16 protein-coding genes are annotated in these 18,755 nt (G+C 51.0%); 12 read left to right on the top strand and 4 right to left on the bottom strand.

The genetic code is table 11. The features are described 5' to 3' along the window. The first annotated feature begins 250 nt into the window (after window positions 1-250). The 5 genes from J1781_RS05050 (at window position 251) to J1781_RS05030 (ending at window position 4,333) form a co-directional block, all read left to right on the top strand. Window positions 251-1,033: an alpha/beta fold hydrolase gene (locus J1781_RS05050; protein WP_129955489.1), complete on the top strand. Its 783-nt coding sequence runs from the start codon at window positions 251-253 to the stop codon at window positions 1,031-1,033. Window positions 1,034-1,141: 108 nt separating this feature from the next. Further along, entirely contained in the window at window positions 1,142-1,705 is a 564-nt protein-coding gene (locus J1781_RS05045; protein WP_217138433.1) for a peptidylprolyl isomerase, read from the top strand. A 45-nt stretch (window positions 1,706-1,750) separates the two neighbouring features. After that, window positions 1,751-2,077, top strand: a complete 327-nt coding sequence (locus J1781_RS05040) for a hypothetical protein (RefSeq protein WP_217156661.1) — start codon at window positions 1,751-1,753, stop codon at window positions 2,075-2,077. Between the two features lie 10 nt (window positions 2,078-2,087). Beyond that, window positions 2,088-2,924: an MBL fold metallo-hydrolase gene (locus J1781_RS05035; RefSeq protein ID WP_129991807.1), complete on the top strand. Its 837-nt coding sequence runs from the start codon at window positions 2,088-2,090 to the stop codon at window positions 2,922-2,924. Between the two features lie 194 nt (window positions 2,925-3,118). Continuing rightward, window positions 3,119-4,333 carry an acyltransferase family protein gene (locus J1781_RS05030; protein ID WP_217233288.1) on the top strand — a complete coding sequence of 405 codons (1,215 nt, stop codon included), beginning with the start codon at window positions 3,119-3,121 and terminating at the stop codon, window positions 4,331-4,333. Between the two features lie 174 nt (window positions 4,334-4,507). Here the strand turns inward: J1781_RS05030 and J1781_RS05025 are convergent, their stop codons facing one another. Then, window positions 4,508-5,395 (bottom strand): LysR family transcriptional regulator, encoded by an 888-nt coding sequence (locus J1781_RS05025; RefSeq protein ID WP_129955493.1) that lies wholly within the window; start codon window positions 5,393-5,395, stop codon window positions 4,508-4,510. A 471-nt stretch (window positions 5,396-5,866) separates the two neighbouring features. On the opposite strand from J1781_RS05025, the gene J1781_RS05020 reads away from it, so the two are divergent. The 4 genes from J1781_RS05020 to J1781_RS05005 all read left to right on the top strand — a co-directional run bounded on the left by J1781_RS05020 (window position 5,867) and on the right by J1781_RS05005 (window position 10,874). Next, window positions 5,867-7,294: a bifunctional 2-methylcitrate dehydratase/aconitate hydratase gene (locus tag J1781_RS05020; protein WP_217138432.1), complete on the top strand. Its 1,428-nt coding sequence runs from the start codon at window positions 5,867-5,869 to the stop codon at window positions 7,292-7,294. 67 nt (window positions 7,295-7,361) lie between these two features. Next, window positions 7,362-8,486, top strand: coding sequence for a hypothetical protein (locus J1781_RS05015; RefSeq protein ID WP_235173990.1), 1,125 nt, complete (start codon window positions 7,362-7,364; stop codon window positions 8,484-8,486). Further along, complete coding sequence (locus J1781_RS05010) at window positions 8,483-9,463, top strand: aminoglycoside phosphotransferase family protein (protein ID WP_129955496.1); 981 nt, start codon at window positions 8,483-8,485, stop codon at window positions 9,461-9,463. Before J1781_RS05015 ends, J1781_RS05010 begins: the two co-directional genes overlap by 4 nt. A gap of 28 nt (window positions 9,464-9,491) precedes the next feature. Next, window positions 9,492-10,874, top strand: coding sequence for a DHA2 family efflux MFS transporter permease subunit (locus tag J1781_RS05005; RefSeq protein ID WP_129955497.1), 1,383 nt, complete (start codon window positions 9,492-9,494; stop codon window positions 10,872-10,874). Window positions 10,875-10,962: 88 nt separating this feature from the next. On the opposite strand, the gene J1781_RS05000 is transcribed toward J1781_RS05005, so the two are convergent. Genes J1781_RS05000 through J1781_RS04990 form a run of 3 tightly spaced genes read right to left on the bottom strand, consistent with a single transcriptional unit; the run spans window position 10,963 to window position 14,106 of the window. Continuing rightward, window positions 10,963-11,880, bottom strand: a complete 918-nt coding sequence (locus J1781_RS05000; protein WP_217233287.1) for an efflux RND transporter periplasmic adaptor subunit — start codon at window positions 11,878-11,880, stop codon at window positions 10,963-10,965. Then, a complete protein-coding gene (locus J1781_RS04995) occupies window positions 11,877-12,092 on the bottom strand; it encodes a DUF1656 domain-containing protein (protein WP_217220075.1) in 216 nt (71 codons plus the stop codon). The genes J1781_RS05000 and J1781_RS04995 overlap by 4 nt, the downstream gene beginning before the upstream one ends. Further along, window positions 12,082-14,106 carry an FUSC family protein gene (locus J1781_RS04990; RefSeq protein ID WP_217233286.1) on the bottom strand — a complete coding sequence of 675 codons (2,025 nt, stop codon included), beginning with the start codon at window positions 14,104-14,106 and terminating at the stop codon, window positions 12,082-12,084. Before J1781_RS04990 ends, J1781_RS04995 begins: the two co-directional genes overlap by 11 nt. A gap of 125 nt (window positions 14,107-14,231) precedes the next feature. Here J1781_RS04990 and J1781_RS04985 point away from each other — a divergent pair, with 125 nt between their 5' ends. From J1781_RS04985 to katG, 3 genes are all read left to right on the top strand, one after another. Beyond that, window positions 14,232-15,017 carry an AraC family transcriptional regulator gene (locus J1781_RS04985; RefSeq protein WP_217220084.1) on the top strand — a complete coding sequence of 262 codons (786 nt, stop codon included), beginning with the start codon at window positions 14,232-14,234 and terminating at the stop codon, window positions 15,015-15,017. A 227-nt stretch (window positions 15,018-15,244) separates the two neighbouring features. After that, window positions 15,245-16,270, top strand: coding sequence for an LLM class flavin-dependent oxidoreductase (locus tag J1781_RS04980; protein ID WP_217220077.1), 1,026 nt, complete (start codon window positions 15,245-15,247; stop codon window positions 16,268-16,270). 261 nt (window positions 16,271-16,531) lie between these two features. Next, complete coding sequence (gene katG / locus J1781_RS04975) at window positions 16,532-18,742, top strand: catalase/peroxidase HPI (protein ID WP_238483471.1); 2,211 nt, start codon at window positions 16,532-16,534, stop codon at window positions 18,740-18,742. Window positions 18,743-18,755 lie beyond the last annotated feature (13 nt).

Here is an 18,755-nt window from a genome sequence, read left to right as displayed (position 1 = left end):
AACCGCCGCTTAAATTTTTACGCGCGCGGGCTTTAAGCACACCCATTGAAATAGCTGCCCCGAAGTCCTTACACATTTCAAAATTAATATTATCCGCCTCGTATCTACAATTTCGATAGTCGCATCGAAATTATCCATTAGAGCAAAGATAGCAATTGTTCTATTAATAACGTTAGCAGCGTGTTTAAGGTTTGCCATCGTAACGGGAAAGTTTATTTCCATGAAGCTGAAAAAGAATAGGGAGTATTAAATGTTTATCCGGCCACTTAAATTAACTCAGCACGTCGATGTGCAGGGTTCAGAAAAAGCGCCTGCGTTGGTACTTCTGCATTCTTTGGGAACGGATTTGCACTTGTGGGATTTGCAAATGCCGCGTCTGACTGAACGTTATCGTGTGATCCGCCTGGATATCCGCGGGCACGGATTAAGCGCGGTCGATTCTTTGCGATTTACCATGGCAGATTTGGCCGACGATGTCGTGGCGGCGCTTGATCATCTCCAAATCGATCAGTTCTATGTTGCCGGGGTTTCAATCGGCGGAACAATTGCGCAATGGATTGGATTCAAGATACCCAAACGAGTACAGGGAATGATTATTGTTGATACGGCACTGGTGAATGCCGCTCCGCCTTCGCTCTGGCGGGCACGGGCTGAAGATGTCTTTCACCACGGTGTTGAACACCTCGAGATGGGGATTTTAAGTAAATGGGTGACACCGAAATTTATCGATACGCCAGACGCAGACGGCCTGAAGCAGATGTTGCGTCGGACAACGGTTGAAGCTTTCGCAGGTTGTTCCTACGCCATCGCTGATACCGATCTGACAGATATGGATATTCCGGGGGTAAGGGCTGTGGTGGTGAGAGGGAGTGAAGATCAGCTTACGCCCCAGGACTACGCGCAACGTCTGGCTGAAAAGCGCAACGCCCCATTGCATATCATACCCGGCGCAGCCCATTTACCGAATTTTGAGCAACCCGAAGCGCTCACTGATGAAATCATCTCGTTCATTGAGAACAAAAATACGCATTAACACCCGGAGCAGGTATTCAGCGCGGGTCAGGGGTGCACGGGCGTCGTTAATGAGTCAATTTTGCAGGCAGATGATGAAAAAATCTGAAGCGCGAACGGAGTAAATCCTATGAATCGTCGGTTATTTATTGGTGGAAGCCTGGGATTGTGCGCAGGTGCTGTAATACTTCCGGCTGCGTTAAAAGGGGTTATGGCACAGAGGGATGTTATCGAGATGCAACTGGCGAATGGAACAGTGAGCATCCGTTTATTTCCTGATTTGGCACCCGGGCATGTTGAACGCATAAAATCGCTGGTAGAGGCCAGATTTTATGACGGCATGCCGTTTAGCCGGGTTATAGAAGGCTTTATGGCACAAACGGGTGACCCGATAAAAGATCCTGGTCTGGATTACCGGAGATTACCGGCGCTGGCCGCAGAGTTTAACCGCATGCCTTTTGAACGCGGTACCCTCGGCATGGCCAGATCACGGTATCCGCACAGTGCCAGCCATCAGTTTTTCATTACCTCCGCCAGAGCAGGTTTTTTAGACCAGAACTACACGGCTTTTGGGAAGGTCACGAGTGGCATAGAGTTAATTGATCAACTCCGCCGGGGGGCTTCGGACACGGGCACGGTGGCTAATCCCGATGTCATAAAAAGCATGCGATTAGCCCCTGTCAGAACAGTATAAGGCTCTCTGACTGCCTAAATAACTCGCCGAAGGAGTCGATGTCATATGCCCAGCATTACTCTCTATACCTCAGCCAGTCACCGGTTAGATGCCGGGGTTTTTGCTGAATTTTCAACCACCTTAACCCGTCTTGCCAAAGAGATTCTGAAAGCGAAAGAAAATAATATTCACATCAGCTACCTCACCGCAGAGATAGGTTTCGGTACGCCGGTCTATTTTGAAGCAAAACTAAGGCAGGAAGTTTTCCGAACCGTGCCCGTGTTGGATGAATTCATGCATCAGGTTGATTTATTGATTAAGGAGAAAATAGGAGTCACAGCAAGAATTCGCTGTTTCTCTTTTGAAGCAGGTAATATTTATGCAAAGAACTAAGGAACAGATTATGAATGTTAGTTTTCCAACAAGAGATCTCGGCGATATATCGGTTACTGCGGTTAGCGATGGCTATCTGCACGTCGACTTCGGGATGCTTTCAAATGTGGACGAGGAAGAGTGCAAAACCATTCAGCGCAGTGCGAAAATCAGTGAACTCAATGCGGTTCATATTAACACCTTCTTAATCCGCCGGCAGGATAAAAATATTCTTATTGATAGCGGAGCAGGGGGAGTTAAGGGATGGGGGGGCAGGCTGATTGCCAATCTGGACCGGTTGGGGATACAACCTGACAATATTGACGCTGTACTTCTCACCCATGCCCATCCCGATCATATCGGTGGATTGCTCACCGCAGAAGGCGACGCTGTATTTGTTAATGCTGAACTGGTGATAAACAGCGATGAATTCAATTATCTGCAAGATGATGAGAATTTCGCAGCCGTCAGTGACCGCGTAAAAGGTAATTTCCTGCTGGCGCGAAGTATATTCAAAAAGTATCAGAAAAATCTTCGTCTCATCGATCATGGCGAGGTATTTCCTGGTGTTTTTGCGATCCCGCTGAAGGGACATACGCCGGGGCATACGGGTTACCGGATTGAAGGTAGCAAAGGTAGCGTATTAATCTGGGGGGACATTGTTCATTTCCCCCATATTCAACTGCTAAAACCGGAAGTTGCGATCGCCTTTGACTACGATCCTCACATGGCGGCAGAGATCCGCTCCCACATGCTGGAGAAGGTGAGCTCGGAAAGAATTCTTGTCGGCGGTATGCATTTTGGCGAGCAAGGATTCGGTTATATTGAAAAACGTGAATCCGGATATGGGATCGTCGGTTTCAATTAATTAAAAGCTATTATCAGAACATTCTGCTCTGTAAATAATGTATTTCCTGACCGGCAACGCAACGATTAAATGGGGCAACCTGTCTGGCTCTGCTTAAGTTGCTTTGCCGTTATTAATTTTTTTACTGTGTAACATTGTCGCTATGCTACTGAATAAATTCTCAGGTTTAAAATACTATCCTCGGGGGGAGCAAAATGAATCCTGCAATAAACAGAGAAATAAATATTGATGCTATTCGCACTGATGTAAATGAACAGGATGGGAGTCAGTCGGTCACGGCGGAGAAATTACCCTCCCAGCCCAAACTTCCATCGCTTACCGGAAGCAGATTCTGGGCTGCTTTATTAGTCTTTTTATTTCACTCATCATTACCCAGCGATCTCGCACCCTTTTCAGACCCCACCATACAGCATATTTTTACTGTTATCGTAGGCAAAGCGGGTTGGCTTGGCGTTTCTTATTTCTTCATACTCAGCGGATTCATCATGGTGTGGTCTGCGAAAGATAACGACACCGTGGGGGATTTTTACCTGCGGCGTTTTGCGAAGATTTATCCCACGCACTGTCTGACCTGGGCCGTGGCGTTCGTTATTGGTGCTATGAGCATATATCAATATAAATTATGGTCATCAAACCTTCTGTTACTGAATACCTGGGTTGATGATGTGCATTATTTTTTTGTGGGTAACAGACCCAGTTGGTCTCTGTGTATAGAAGCGATGTTTTATCTTTCTTTCCCTTATCTTTTTAGAGTAATGAAGACAATACCTAAAAAATTCGATCTGCTCGGTTTAACGATTGTAACGGCAGGATCCTTGTTGGTTCAAACGTACATTTACCTGTGGGTTGAGCCGAATAAGATGATGGGGGCGTTTCCGATTTCGCAGCAACATTTTTGGGTTTCATATATTTTTCCTCCCTCACGCATATTTGAATTTCTGGCCGGTATGTTTGCAGCGCGGCTTATGATGCACGGACGCATGCTGGTGCTGTCGAAAACGGCTTCGTTTTCCCTGCTTGCCGCCAGTTATCTCGGATCTATGTATATCCCATACCAGTTTAGTATGAGTGTGGTATTCATTATCCCCGTTAGCTTGTTAATCGTTTCAATTGCGGGTGATGATTTAAAAAACCGAAATACATGGTTGAACACTAAAATGTCTGTATGGTTAGGGGAGATATCTTATTCATTTTATATGGTTCATTTTTTAGTGCTTTTTTATTTTTTGAATCTCACGGCAGGAAGAAAGTTTAGCTTGCCGGAAGGGATTGCACTTATCGCCGTTGCGCTAGTGTTATCTGTCTCCTGTGCCTCCTTTTTATATAAATACTTTGAAGTACCCATGATGAAGTTAATTCTGGAGAAATGTCGTACCAGGTCGTTAGTCGTTCTGCGTAAATCTGCATAACGTAAATAGAGTATGCTTCCTTTCGTTGTCAGAACAGGATGCGTCGGGAAAGTCTGCTTACTGAATGGGAGAGCATATATCAGTCATATGCTCTCCCGATTGTATTTGATGAGGGGTTTTACTGAAAAGGGGAACGCCTAAGGGCTTGTTACCCATGCCTTAATAACGGATGCCTTAATAGCCGATGTTGTGCAGCCGGGGATCCTGAAAAAGTGAGGTCATTATGCCCCGGAATTTTGTGCTATCCAGATAAGGTGAATCTGTACGATAAACAAGCTCTATCTTGAAATCATTGAACTGACCACTGAGTTCGTGAATTTTAATCTTATTTTGTACCTCGCCACTGATCGAACAGCGTAAAACTAAAGATACGCCTTTACCGGCGGCAATGCTGGAGAACAGCACGGGATATGATCCGCATTCCACAACCCGTTTGGGTGTGATATTCCCTTCATTAAAAAGAGTATTATAATTGCGGGTCGTGGTTGCACATTTTTTACTGCTGAGCAAAAAAACTTCGCCGTCAAGGCTGGAGATGTCTTTAATGGTTGGGTAATCTTTTTCCGTAATAATAACCAGTTCGCTGGAGAGTAATATCGAGCGTGAATGCTGGGTGTTTGAAAAACCCGCACCGATTATTACTGCATCGAATTCATTTTGGTCAAAGGCATTGAGTAAGCTGAGAGTATTACCTATCGAAATGTCTATGTTCCAGCCCAAATCATGCCCCAGATCGATGAGCGAGCTGACAATATAGGGGGGTAAACATTCAATTATGCCAATTCGTATATTCAGCTGGCTATTTTTGGAGTGGGAAAGGTTGTTTTTACAATCATCCGCCAGGTTCAATATTTTAAGGGCGTAGTCATAAAGTATCTGACCTTGTGCCGTCAGTGAGCAACCATCAGTTTTCCGGTCTAACAGGGTGACATCCAGATTATCCTCCAGGCTCCTGATCCGGTGGGAAATACTCGATTGCACGCGATTCAGACGCTCGGCTGCCTGGGTTATGTTCCCTGTCTCCACGACTGTCACGAACGCAAGAAGTTCACTTAGCTTCATTTGAGACCTCATGCTAAAAATTAGTTCACCGTCACAACAATTATTTATATTCTGTATTAATGATTTTGTCACTATGTTTTAAACACCCGCGCGCCGGGATACCACCACAGGCTCTGTCTGGCCAGTTCAGGAGACGTGTCAGTATTATTACCCTCCGGGCAGACATTAATTCTGAATTACGAATTACAACAACAGACTGTGCTTATTTTTCTGCTCTGTAACTCATGCACATTTCCCCGAACAATCAGTCATCCGCAACAGGCATTTTTTCAGGGTATCAATACTTTCGATGAGTGCCTCGATTTTATTCGCTGGTCTTTTATTGTCATGCCAATTACGATTTTAGAAGTGAAGTCATGTAACTTCATATAAATCAACTGCTTGTCTATTTCTATTATTTGAATATATATATTACCCAATCTCAGCTGGGTGTATTTAAGAAAATTCATTTTAGTTTCCGGAGGGTGAAATATGGCGCACGCAGAGTTTGATAAAGTAATGACTGAACTGGTTGACTACGCCTATGAGCAGGCAACCTTTGATAATGAGACTTTACGTCTGGCACGTTTTTGCCTGTTGGATTCGATAGGTTGCGCCATTGCCGCCTCTGCTGACCATGATTGTATGAGGCTAATGGGCAGCGCTCAGTTCAGCAAGAGCCGGGAGGGGGTTCCGGTTGCCGGTACCGGGCTCAGACTGGGACCGATAGAGGCGGCCTTTCATCTGGGTTCGATGATTCGCTGGCTGGAGTTCAATGATACCTGGCTCGCGCAAGAGTGGGGGCACCCGTCCGATAATCTGGGGGCTATTCTGGCAGCGGCGGCATGGCACAGTCTGCGTGGTGGTAATCAGACACCTACGGATATGAACGCCGTCCTGAATACAATGATTCGTGCCTACGAGATCCACGGTGTGTTGTGCCTGTCGAACTGTTTCAACGAGCTGGGTATTGACCATGTCGTGTTGGTTAAAGTGGCTTCTGCCATCGCCTCAGCTCAGCTCCTGGGCCTGTCAAAAGACCAGGCCCTGAGTGCGCTGTCCAACGCGATTATCGACGGTCATTCTCTCAGAACCTACCGGCATGCGCCCAATGCGGGGACGCGTAAATCATGGGCCGCCGGGGATGCGACGGCGCGTGGTCTGCAGCTGGCACTGTTCGCGCAAACCGGCGAGATGGGATATCCGACGGCGCTGACGGTCAGCCGGTGGGGATTCAATGATGCTGTTTTGAGAGGCAAACCCTTCAATCTGTCGCGTAATCTGTCAGATTTTGTCATTAAGAATATCCTGTTCAAAGTCCCCAATCCTGCGGAGTACCATGCCCAGACGGCTGTCGAAGCGGCCATTAACCTCCGGGAACGGATACTGGCCGCCGGGTTTACACCTGAGAGTATCGAGTATGTGCGGGTCGAAACAACCCGACCGGCGATGCAGATCATTGATAAATCAGGGCCGCTCAATAACGCCGCCGATCGCGATCACTGTCTCCAGTACATGGTTGCGGTAGGCCTCCAGACCGGAAACCTGACCATTAAGGATTTCCACGAACCGCTCGCCAGCGATCCTCAGCTTGATGCGCTGCGATTGAAAATTACCTGCACTGAACGTCCTTCCTTTACCGGGAGCTACTACGACCCGGATAAACGCGCCATCCCTAATACGCTCTTTGTGAAGTGCCATGGAATGAGCGAAGAAATCGTTGAAACCATTGAATATCCGCTGGGCCATGTTCGTCGCCGTGAAGAGTGTTTCGAAGCACTGCTGACGAAATTCCATCTGAATCTTTCGCAGAGTCCGCTGCGTGACCGGTCCCGTATTCTGGCCGACACCCTGATTTCGGCATCGAAGCTTGATGCTATGTCCGTCACTGACCTCCTGAAAATGTTCTCCTGGGATTAGGTCGCATCAAAAAACACTTACCTATATTCATTTAATGCGAGGTGATGAAGTGAAAAAAGCAATATTGGTGGGCTGCGGAGCAGAAATTGGTGCGAATTTGCTGATTCAGAACGATCCGGCGAAGGATGGTTTTATCATTCAGACTGTCGTCACGAATCCTCCTTCTTTAGATAAACATTATCCTGAACTGCGTCCGATAGATGGCATTGTTGCTCGTCTGGCGATGGCGCTCCCTGGTGTGCAGGCCCATATCCAGATTATCAACAGCGATACCCTGCAAATTGACGGCCGCGAGGTCCGCTTTTTCTTTGGCGATCTTGCCCGGGAGCTTCCCCCGCAGGCTGGCCGTTTTGACATGGGTTTTATCGCGACCAGCAAGCTGGATATGGACAAGAACAGCCCTGTAGCACGCAATATGCAAGAACTCGCTGATGTGGTGCTGGGGGTTGCAGAGGCAAACGAGTTGCCGAGTATCTATGGTTGTCTGGAGGATCTGACCCGTGATGATATCAGTACCCTACATCGTCAGGTGGTCGATTCTGGCCTGTATTGCCTCGGGTCCTGTCAGACCAACGGGATGCATGCTTCATTGCGCGTATTAACCGAAGCACTGAGAACCATCAGTTGCAACACCTCGCATATTCTGTCGGTTGAAACCGATATCGTGCATCCCGATACGCCAAACGGCGTACTTGGCACCCGCTCGTTTGAGGGCCGTCTGCAGGATGCACGCGACAATCTCCGCCCGAGCTTCTCACAAATAGCCATGAGTCAGGACAAGGTTATGCCCTGGGCACCGTTAGTGAATACCGTTTCATTACGTGCCCCTGTGCACGCACCTGGCTATCAGATTAACCGTTTCATCGTCCGGGATGAGGGGGCATTAACCCCGGATATCATTGAGGCGGCAATTGAGCGGGTGAGCGGGACCCACCCTCATGTTGTCAGGGCATCCCGGTCGCCTCTGGGAAGCCGGGCGTATGCTTTCGAGCGCAGGTGCTCAACGATTCTCTCTGATCACAATCACTTGCTTATTCTCCGGCCGGCCTACCTGGCGGGCCAGGGGTTGAGTGAGGTCATCATCCAGTCGTTTGTTAACAACACCGTCGGCTATAGCGCTGTTGTGCGTGCCGTCGCGCGTAGCATCGCGCTTGGCCTGCCATTGGCAACTTTCCAGGGGATTGAAAAATGACAAGCTCTCATACAGTGGATTTTCTGAGTTCAGGCTTTGTGGTGAAGACGGCTATGTCCGAAATGTTCAATGGCAAACTGAAAGCTGAAGTCGATCAGATACGCGCATTGCATGATATTTACCCGGAACTGATGGTCCCGGTCTTACATGACGGGCTGGCTGCCGGGCGGCAATTTTACATTCTCGAGAAGATGGATTCCCTGCCGTTGTCCAAAATTGTCTTTGACGACCAGCGGTCGCTTGCTGAACGCAGGGTGATCGTGAGAAACGCACTGGAAAACGTACAGAAAGCGATCAGCCTGGAATCAGAGACCCCGTCGGCGATGACCCACGATATGCCAGCCCGACTCCTGGAAGAGTGGGAAGGCACGCGTTTCGCACATGAACTGTTTGAAAAACCTGTTTTGCTTAACGGCGCACCCTTTAGCATTACCGCACGGGAAGTGTTTGAAAAGTCGCTGGCGCTGGCCCGGACCGAAGAGTTCAAATCAGTTGAAAAAGCCCATTTCAATTTCCACTTTGGTAATGTGCTTTATAACGAAGAACATGCTCAGACCCGCTTTATTGACCCTGATTTCTCGGTACGGGGACTCGATCCGCTTTTCGGTTTTTCCCGCTTTGCCTTTTCGTTTTGGCATGAGCTTGCGGCAGAGGTAAAGGATGCTGTGAAAATAGTACCGATGCCTGATGCCCTGATGTTCGTGCTGGCGAAGTCAGACTATGGCAGCATTCTTAGCGAGATCCCGGAGTTAGGCGGTATTTCCGGTCTGCTGCCGCTGATGGGAGAAAGTATGCGCAACCGCTTCTATGTTCTCACGACCTATTGTTTCCTGCGAAGTATCCGTATTAACGGCAGTAAACAACCCTGGAAAGTCCCGCGGTCTCCCGTCGTAGCCAGCCCGGAAGAAGTGCTGATGCTGGGTTTGCTGGCCTACCTCGAAGGGCCGGATGCCGGGGCTGAAAGCCTCTGCGCGTAATTCCCATTCACTATAGGACGTTAAGGATATGTCATTGGTAAGCAGTAGTCCCTTAGAACAAGGATTTGAGACCCCGAGGCGCTATCTGGCGGCTGCGGCCATTTTAATTGGCGTGATTATGGCGGCGCTGGACAGTTCCATCGTCAATATCTCCTTGCCCTCTATTGCCGGGGCTTTACAGGTAGATTCAGCATCTATCATCTGGGTTACCAACGGCTATCAGGTGGCCAGCGCTGCAACCATGTTGATCTGTGCATCGCTGGGTTCGAGGATAGGGGAGCGGCGCTTTTACACCGCAGGCATGGTGCTGTTTACACTGGCATCGCTGGGTTGTAGCCTCTCCCCGACCTTCGGCATGCTGGTTACCATGCGCATACTCCAGGGGGTGAGTTATGCGGTTATGATAAGCGTCGGACTGGGTCTTTACCGGGTTATCTTTCCGCCACATGCGCTGGGAACTATTTTAGGGCTGAATGCACTGGCATTTGCGGTGGGTACGGCGATTGGCCCTGCGTTAGGCGGCCTGATCATCTCTTATCTGGACTGGCCGTGGCTGTTCTACATTAATCTCCCGCTGGGTGCACTGGCCATTGTGTTCTCGCTTATCTCTTTGGGCGTTGATACGGAGAAAGAAAAAGGCTTCGACTGGGGGGGTGCTGTCACCTCAGCCGCAGCCCTGGGTCTGATGGTTATCGCTGTCGATCAAATCGGGCGCTGGGACAGTCGCCTGCTGATGCTTTGCGGCGTCGCATCAGTGGTGCTGCTGGCCATCTTCGTCAACGTGCAGACGCGTTCAAAGAGCCCGTTGCTGCCTCCCGATATATTCCGTTCCCGGCGGTATACCTTCGCGGTGATCTCTTCCGTTTCAATGTTTGTGGCACAGGGAATGGCGCTGGTGGGGTTGCCTTTTGTACTGCAGCACGCCTATCACTATTCGGTATTGGAATCGGCGTTTATCTTTACACCCTGGCCGGTGGCCGTTGCAATCTGTGCCCCGGTGGCTGGCCGGTTGTCCAATCGTTTAAATCCTACCCAGATATCGACAGTCGGCGTGGTGATTTTTAGTCTGGGATTAGGTTCTCTGGCTCTGTTACCGGAGGCTGCGACGGTGAATGATTTTCTCTGGCGTGTGGCAGTGTGCGGGATAGGTTATGGATTATTCCTGCCGCCGAACAACAAAGAGATGTTCTCGAATGTGGCATCGAACCGAACGGTAACCGCCTCGGGCGTCTTGTCCACCGCCAGAACAGCGGGGCAATCTATTGGCGCGGCACTGGTCGCCATGGTTATTGCCCTGTTGAACGGACTGACGGGACATGCGGGGGCACAGTTCGCCGTCTATGTCTTCGGGCTGGCCTGTCTTATCTCTGCGCTATCGTCTGTCTCCAGTATGCTACGCCTGCACCGTTAATATCCCGGGCAGAGAAGATGCGTTATCCGGCGGCAGGATGAATGCCATCCTGCTGCCGGTTTTTCTGACAAATGTGTTATCCCGATATTCACCGGTCAGAAGACAACAGCGCGATACGCTCTGTTTCCACATCCGCAGGCTTTGTCGGAGTGATGGCGATACTGGCGGTCATACCGGCCACTAATTCGACCCCTGCTGGCAGTTTATCAATATGGATGCGCACCGGCACACGCTGGGCAAGCCGTACCCAACTGAATGTGGGCTCTACGTCGGGAAGGCCCTGATTGCCGGGCGCGTCATTGCTATCATCTATTCCGCGCCCCAGGCTTTCCACATGGCCTGTCAGTGCAGGTTTATATCCCATCAGCACGATTTTTGCCGCGCTACCCACATGAATATGCTGCATTTTGGTTTCCTCAAAATAGCCCACAACCCAGAAGCTGCTGGCATCAATAACGGCAACTTTTGTGACTCCTGCGCTGGCATAATCTCCGGGCCGCAGTCTCAGATGCGTGACGTAACCGTCGGCCGGAGAACGAATGGTCGCGCGGGAAAGATTGAGCTGCGCCAGTTCCAGCGCGGCCAGTGCTCCCTGATATTCAGCCGTCGCTATGCCCGCCGCACTGCGGGTATTTTGTATATCCTCTTTAGAAATAACCCCGCTAATCTGACTGCGCCGTCTGGCCGCATCCTGACGCATCTGCATTTCATTTCGCTTCGCGTCAACCTCAGCCTGTGCGCTGATCACCGCCAGTTTTAACCATTGCGGATCGATGGAGTAAAGAATATCTCCGCGGTTAACCCGTTGATTATCGGTTACGGCGACATGGCTTACCGGCCCGGACACATCCGGCGTGATTTGCACCACCTCTGCCCGTACACGACCATCACGTGTCCAGGGGGTTTGTGCATAATGCTTCCACATCATGAACGCAATAATGGCTGCGGCAATGACGGCGCTTAAGGTAAACACATAACGGGCTAAGAGAGAAAAAAATGGCTTCATACTAATAATCCTAACGCGTTCAGAGCCTGCATTAACAAGGCGAAAATAATGATAAAAGTCGTAAAATCAACGAGCGGCCGGCAGGGCAAACGCCGGTAAAACCGGCTGAAAGCTAAAAAAGGAGTGATTAAAATCGTGCCGGAGAATGCCACCAAAGCCATGACTAATAAGCCAGGTAAAAAGACGCCACCAATATTAATATCAGTCATCATGTGCCTGTTCCTTATCCCTCTCTTGCGTAAAGTTTTTTAACGCACAGTGCAGGTCAATAATATGTTCAATAAGCGCCTGCGGTGGTTGATGTGAAACCTGAGCGTTCATGGCGAGTATCTTGCTAATACTGTTTTGCAATTCACTGGGTTGTGCACCACGGGCCAGCAGGTTGAGAAGGTGATTCACCTGTAAGGCGGTTTCCCCTTCCAGCTGATTCAGTGAGCGTCGTAAATACGTCACCGCAAGGCCGATATTAAGGTAATTCAGCAGACGGTTAAGCACCTGGTCGGCCGCCTGATTACTACGCCGCAGCCGGGGCAGGATCAGTGCGGTCCGATCTATCATCAGGTTCACCCAGGCCACATCATGAACGGATGACAGACCTTTTGCGCGGGACCGGATATCCCGTCGACATCGGTCCAGCAGGCGACGGATAGCAGAATCCGCCTGTACGGGCTGTAATAAACTCATGCTGATCACGGCATAACCGGTTGCGGCAAATAAAGCGACCGACGTGTTTATTGCAGCGGCAAAATCACCACTGTAGCGGGCGCCTAATTCAGACAATACAGGCAGCGTTAACGTGATGCCCATGGCCATGAATGTGGTGGGTGGCCTGGCCTGCAGGGAACCGGCCAGCAAATAGGCAGGGGCAAGTACGGCAACCAGCACAGTAAACCCGGTCACCTGAGGGAGCAGGACGAAGCTATAAAGCAGGCTGATAATGACCCCGTAGACGGAGCCTGCAATATACTTAACGATATGAGGCACCGGGGTGTCGAAGCTGCCAAATAACGTGCAGCAGACGCCGAGAATTGATACGGCTGTGGCGCCGTCGGGCCATGCGGAATAAATCCACAGCAGACAGCCGCTGAAGATGATTGCAAATGCCCCCAGCGCGGCGCGCGCGGCGGTAAAGTGATCCCGGTGATAAACGTAACCTTTGGCATTTCGGGCGTCATCAGCCAGGTGCTCAGACTTCGCGGAAAGGATGGCATGAGAAAGCTGTTCGCATTGCTGCAAAAGCATGATGGTCTCGTGCAGGCGGTTGACAAAATTAACGTGAAGTTCTGTTTCTACCTTTAATTCGTCCGTACATGACCGTTGTTGCAACGACACGCAACGTTGCAGTAGCGTTTCGGCACCGGCTTTACGTGCGGCGGGATCGTCACAGGTGAGCCACGCCGTGATCTCACTGACCAGTGTCGTAATCTCTTCAGGTAAGGTTTTTAATACCTGCAGGTAATCATGCAGTTGGTTACTGAGGACCAAAAGCCGCGACAATCTGTCATGTATTAACTGGCGGGCTTTACGGGATGGTTTTGAGATAGCGAAGTCATAGGGCAGATGGTGACCCACCCCCTCAAGTGACTGTAACGTCAGCGCAAGTTGAAGCTGTTTTTCTTTCCCGCCTGATGCTCTTTGCAGCGTTTCAGCCACCAGCCGGCGGGCATCACGCTGCGTTGCCGAGAGTGTGCTGTTAAAAAGACCGGTAATGCGTTTTGGTATGACATACCGGTGGATCACACTGGCGCACAGTATCCCGATCATGATCTCCTGTACCCGGGTGATGGCGATGTCAAAAATTGCACCGGGCCCGAACACGGCAGGAAAGCCGATAAGGCTCGCCGTGTAGCCTGCCAGCACAAAGGCATAAGCGCGGGGTGTGCGATCAAGCTGCGAAAAATAAAGACAAATTGTTATCCAGCCGGTGAGGACCAGGCTGCAAATTATCGGGGTGTTGACAAAAACAGGCACAATCACCACCGTCATCGTTGCTCCGGCTATCGTCCCGGCCAGGCGATAAATGCTCCGGCTAAGTGAGGCGCCGACAGAGGTCTGCGAAACAATATAGACAGTAATAATGGACCAGGAAGGCCTTTCCAGACCGATAGACAACGCGATGTAATATGCCAGCATGGCGGCGGTAAACGTCTTGGCTGAATATAACAACGCATTCGCATCGTTAAGAAGAGAGGAGGAGGGGAAGACCCTGCGTAACGGGTTGAACATGAGAGTAATGGTCCCTGGCAAGCGGTGGTGGCAAAAAATTCATTTGCGCATACCGGCAATTATTGCCAGATTACTCAGCAGAGGAAATGCAGTATACTGCCAAAAAATACCTAAATCCTGCCAATATGAATGCTTCCCGTGATGTGACTTCTCTTTTTGATCCCGATTCCACTCGCTGTGCGGCAGTAGCACGCCTGCTTGATTTTACCGAGTACGAAGCGGAGGTGCCGGTTCATACGCATCGCAAGGGACAGTTAATTCTTGCCCTCTACGGCGCGGTAACGTGCCGGGCCGAAAATGAGATATGGATTGTGCCGCCTCACTGCGGCGTATGGATCCCCGGCGGCATTGCGCATAGTGCGAGAGCAACCTGGAATGCGCACCTGAGCTATTTGTTTATTGAGCCGGGCGCGGCCGCACTGCCGGAGCAATGCTGCACATTTGCTGTTTCGCCCCTTATCCGCGAACTGATGAATCGTCTGGTCAGGGAAGATAATGACTATCCGCCGGACAGCCATGCCGCGAGGCTGGCCCGGGTCACGCTTGATGAACTGGTTAATATGCCCCGGCAGAATTTTAATTTGCCGGTCTCTGCACATCCCAAAATACAGGTGATGGCCGAAACGCTGGTCAGTCATCCGCAGGACCGGAGTACGCTCAATGAGTGGGCCAGACGTCTGGCATTAAGTGAACGATCCCTGGCGCGACTGATGGTGCGTGAAACCGGCCTTTCGTTCGGACGCTGGCGTCAGCAACTTCATTTGATTATTGCGCTGCGGGGGCTTGCCAGCGGTGAGTCCGTGCAAAATGTGGCTCATGAATTAGGCTATGAGTCAGTCAATGCGTTTATCACCATGTTTAAGAAATCTGTCGGCTGTACCCCTGCGCTCTATTTTAGTGAAAGGAAATAAACCTGTTGTGTGTTCCCGGTAATGCACATTACGCCGCCCCGTTGAGGGATTTTTTTCATGTCCAGATCCGCAATGCTTCCTATTGTTAATCAAATAAACTGAATCTTTATGTTAAACAAATGATATTTATTCTCATCCTGAGTCGCGTAAAGTAAACCCATCACAACGCCTTGTCCCGCATGACAGAGACAGCGCACAGGTTCACGGATTATGAGGATGAAGACGCGATGAAAAAGATTGGATTTTTATCATTTGGACACTGGACACCGTCACCCCAGTCGGGCACGCGCTCGGCGGCTGATGCCTTATTGCAATCTATCGATCTGGCGGTCGCTGCCGAAGAACTGGGCGCCGATGGTGCGTATTTCCGGGTGCATCATTTTGCGCGCCAGCTGGCATCGCCTTTTCCGTTGCTGGCCGCCATCGGCGCGAAAACCCGCAAGATTGAGATCGGTACCGGCGTTATCGATATGCGTTATGAAAATCCGCTGTATATGGCGGAAAGCGCCAGTGCGGCGGATCTGATTTCCGGGGGGCGTTTACAACTGGGTATCAGCCGTGGCTCTCCGGAGCAGGTCATTGACGGCTGGCGCTATTTTGGTTATCAGCCGGAAGAAGGCGAAACGGAAGCCGATATGGCGCGCCGTCATACAGAAAAACTGCTGGATGTACTGCGTGGCGAAGGTTTTGCGAAACCGAATCCGCAACCGATGTTTGCCAATCCGCCGGGTCTGTTACGCCCTGAGCCGTATTCAGAAGGGCTGCGTGAACGTATCTGGTGGGGCGCGGGGTCGAATGCCACCGCAGTCTGGGCGGCGAAACTGGGCATGAACCTGCAAAGTTCCACGCTGAAAGATGATGAAACCGGCGAGGCGTTCCATATTCAGCAGGCGCAACAAATTCGTGCTTACCGCAAGGCCTGGGCGGAAGCGGGACATCAGCGCACACCGCGTGTCTCCGTCAGTCGCAGTATTTTTGCCCTGATGGATGACCGCGACCGCGCGTATTTTGGTGGCAGCGGCGATGACGGCGATAAAGTCGGGTTCCTCGATGAGAAAACCCGCGCTATTTTTGGCCGCAGCTATGCCGCGACACCGGACCGGCTGATCACACTGCTGAAACAGGATGAAGCGATCGCTGAAGCCGATACGTTATTGCTGACCGTCCCGAATCAGCTCGGCGTCGATTACAACGTGCACGTGATTGAGTCAATCCTCAAATATGTCGCCCCTGAAATGGGCTGGCGTGAGTAACTGCAGAAGAAAGTTTTAGAAACCCCAGGCCCGCCGGCGGAAAACCGGCGGGCTTTTTGCATTTTGAGACACTGGCAGAGAAGTCTCTGTGATTAAGTGGCTACTCTGTAATCAGGAATGGAGTATTTTTGTTGTGAAAATGCGCAGAAATAGCGCCAAATTCCGAAGGGAAGGTCTATCAAATACATAGGGTGATTCAGATGTGACGGTTTTCAATCTGCGTATAGAGTAGCAATGAGACTACATAACAGGAGTGTGAGCATGAGCAGTTCTATTGATGAAGAAGCAAAAGACGCAAAGCCGATTGTTGAAGCAAACAGAGAAGCCGGTGCTGGCAAATGCCCTTTTCATGAAGGCAACACCAATAAAGCGTCAGGTGGCGGGACAAATAATCGTGACTGGTGGCCCAACCAGCTCAGGGTTGACCTGCTGAATCAGCACTCAAATCGCTCAAACCCGTTGGGCGAATCCTTTGATTATCGTAAAGAATTTGCCAAATTAGATTACTCCTCACTGAAAGCCGACCTCAAAGGGGTGCTCACGTCGTCACAGCCCTGGTGGCCAGCCGACTGGGGCAGCTATATCGGTCTTTTCATCCGTCTGGCGTGGCACAGCGCCGGAACGTATCGCTCCGTTGACGGACGCGGCGGTTCAGGCCGCGGCCAGCAACGTTTCGCACCACTCAACTCCTGGCCGGACAACGTCAGTCTGGATAAAGCGCGTCGCCTGTTATGGCCGGTGAAACAAAAATACGGCCAGAAAATTTCCTGGGCCGACTTGTATATTCTGGCGGGGAACGTCGCGCTGGAAAACGCCGGTTTCCGCACCTTTGGTTTTGGCGCCGGGCGTGAAGACGTCTGGGAACCGGATCTGGACATCAACTGGGGTGACGAAACCACCTGGCTGGAACACCGTCATCCTGAAGAACTGGCTAAATCGCCGCTGGGCGCAACGGAAATGGGGCTGATTTACGTTAACCCCGAAGGTCCGAATCACAGTGGTGATCCGGCGTCGGCGGCCCCGGCTATTCGTGCCACTTTCGGCAATATGGGCATGAACGATGAAGAGATTGTCGCGTTAATCGCCGGGGGGCACACGCTGGGTAAAACCCACGGCGCAGCCGATGCCAGCAATGTGGGCGTTGATCCTGAAACTGCACCGATTGAATCACAAGGTCTGGGTTGGGCAAACCGTCACGGAACCGGTGCCGGTGCGGATGCCATCACCTCAGGTCTGGAGGTGATCTGGTCGCAAACCCCGACGCAGTGGAGCAATTACTTCTTCGAAAACCTGTTCAAATATGAATGGGTGCAGACCCGCAGCCCGGCCGGAGCGATTCAGTTTGAAGCTGCCGATGCGCCGGATATTATTCCTGACCCGTTCGACGCGACGAAAAAACGCAAACCGACCATGCTGGTGACCGATCTGACCCTGCGTTTTGATCCGGAGTTTGAAAAAATATCGCGTCGTTTCCACGGTGATCCGCAGGCCTTCAACGAAGCCTTTGCCCGTGCATGGTATAAGCTGACCCACCGCGATATGGGGCCGAAAGCGCGTTATATCGGCCCGGAAGTGCCAAAAGAAGATTTAATCTGGCAGGATCCGCTGCCGGTTCCGGTATATCACCCGACGGTTGCCGATATCGCGCAGCTGAAAGAAAAAATCGCCGCTTCCGGCCTGAGCGTCAGCGAACTGGTCTCGGTGGCGTGGGCGTCGGCGTCTACCTTCCGTGGCGGTGACAAACGCGGCGGCGCGAACGGTGCGCGTCTGGCACTGCGGCCACAAAGAGACTGGGAGGTTAACGCCATTGCCGCCCGCGTATTGCCTGCACTGGAATCCATCCAGCAGTCATTGCAGAAAATGTCTCTGGCGGATGTGATCGTTCTGGCCGGTGTGGTGGGTGTTGAAAAGGCGGCGAAAGCTGCAAATATTGATATTGAAGTGCCTTTCACGCCGGGCCGGGTGGATGCGCGTCAGGATCAGACGGACAGTGAGTCGTTCGAATTGCTGAAGCCGAAAGCAGACGGTTTCCGCAACTACCGCAGTGGTTCAGCCAATGCATCGACTGAAAATCTGCTGATTGACAAGGCGCAACAACTGACCCTGACGGTGCCGGAATTAACGGTGCTGGTCGGCGGATTACGTGCGCTGGGGGCAAACTACGACGGCAGTAATCTCGGGGTCTTCTCTGAAAAAACCGGTGAACTGAACACCGATTTCTTCGTGAATCTTCTGGATATGCGCACCGAATGGAAAGCCACTGACGGATCCGGTGAACGTTTCGAAGGACGGGATCGTGTCAGCGGAGAAGTCAGGTTTGTCGCCACGCGTGCCGATCTGGTGTTTGGCTCGAATGCCGTATTACGTGCCAACGCTGAGGTTTACGCCAGCAGTGACGCCAAAGAGAAATTCGTGAAAGACTTTGTCGCGGCCTGGAGCAAAGTGATGGATCTCGACAGATTCGAGCTCTGATCTGACTTCTGAT

Origin of the sequence: Rahnella perminowiae, from assembly GCF_019049695.1 — a bacterium.
Taxonomy (GTDB): domain Bacteria; phylum Pseudomonadota; class Gammaproteobacteria; order Enterobacterales; family Enterobacteriaceae; genus Rahnella; species Rahnella perminowiae.
This window is presented reverse-complemented; position numbering and strand designations above follow the sequence as displayed.

Coding starts and splice junctions, on each gene's coding strand:
- J1781_RS05050 (WP_129955489.1), top strand. CDS start 251: ATGTTTATCCGGCCACTTAAATTAACTCAGCACGTCGATGTGCAGGGT.
- J1781_RS05045 (WP_217138433.1), top strand. CDS start 1,142: ATGAATCGTCGGTTATTTATTGGTGGAAGCCTGGGATTGTGCGCAGGT.
- J1781_RS05040 (WP_217156661.1), top strand. CDS start 1,751: ATGCCCAGCATTACTCTCTATACCTCAGCCAGTCACCGGTTAGATGCC.
- J1781_RS05035 (WP_129991807.1), top strand. CDS start 2,088: ATGAATGTTAGTTTTCCAACAAGAGATCTCGGCGATATATCGGTTACT.
- J1781_RS05030 (WP_217233288.1), top strand. CDS start 3,119: ATGAATCCTGCAATAAACAGAGAAATAAATATTGATGCTATTCGCACT.
- J1781_RS05025 (WP_129955493.1), bottom strand. CDS start 5,395: ATGAAGCTAAGTGAACTTCTTGCGTTCGTGACAGTCGTGGAGACAGGG.
- J1781_RS05020 (WP_217138432.1), top strand. CDS start 5,867: ATGGCGCACGCAGAGTTTGATAAAGTAATGACTGAACTGGTTGACTAC.
- J1781_RS05010 (WP_129955496.1), top strand. CDS start 8,483: ATGACAAGCTCTCATACAGTGGATTTTCTGAGTTCAGGCTTTGTGGTG.
- J1781_RS05005 (WP_129955497.1), top strand. CDS start 9,492: ATGTCATTGGTAAGCAGTAGTCCCTTAGAACAAGGATTTGAGACCCCG.
- J1781_RS05000 (WP_217233287.1), bottom strand. CDS start 11,880: ATGAAGCCATTTTTTTCTCTCTTAGCCCGTTATGTGTTTACCTTAAGC.
- J1781_RS04995 (WP_217220075.1), bottom strand. CDS start 12,092: ATGATGACTGATATTAATATTGGTGGCGTCTTTTTACCTGGCTTATTA.
- J1781_RS04990 (WP_217233286.1), bottom strand. CDS start 14,106: ATGTTCAACCCGTTACGCAGGGTCTTCCCCTCCTCCTCTCTTCTTAAC.
- J1781_RS04985 (WP_217220084.1), top strand. CDS start 14,232: ATGAATGCTTCCCGTGATGTGACTTCTCTTTTTGATCCCGATTCCACT.
- J1781_RS04980 (WP_217220077.1), top strand. CDS start 15,245: ATGAAAAAGATTGGATTTTTATCATTTGGACACTGGACACCGTCACCC.
- katG (WP_238483471.1), top strand. CDS start 16,532: ATGAGCAGTTCTATTGATGAAGAAGCAAAAGACGCAAAGCCGATTGTT.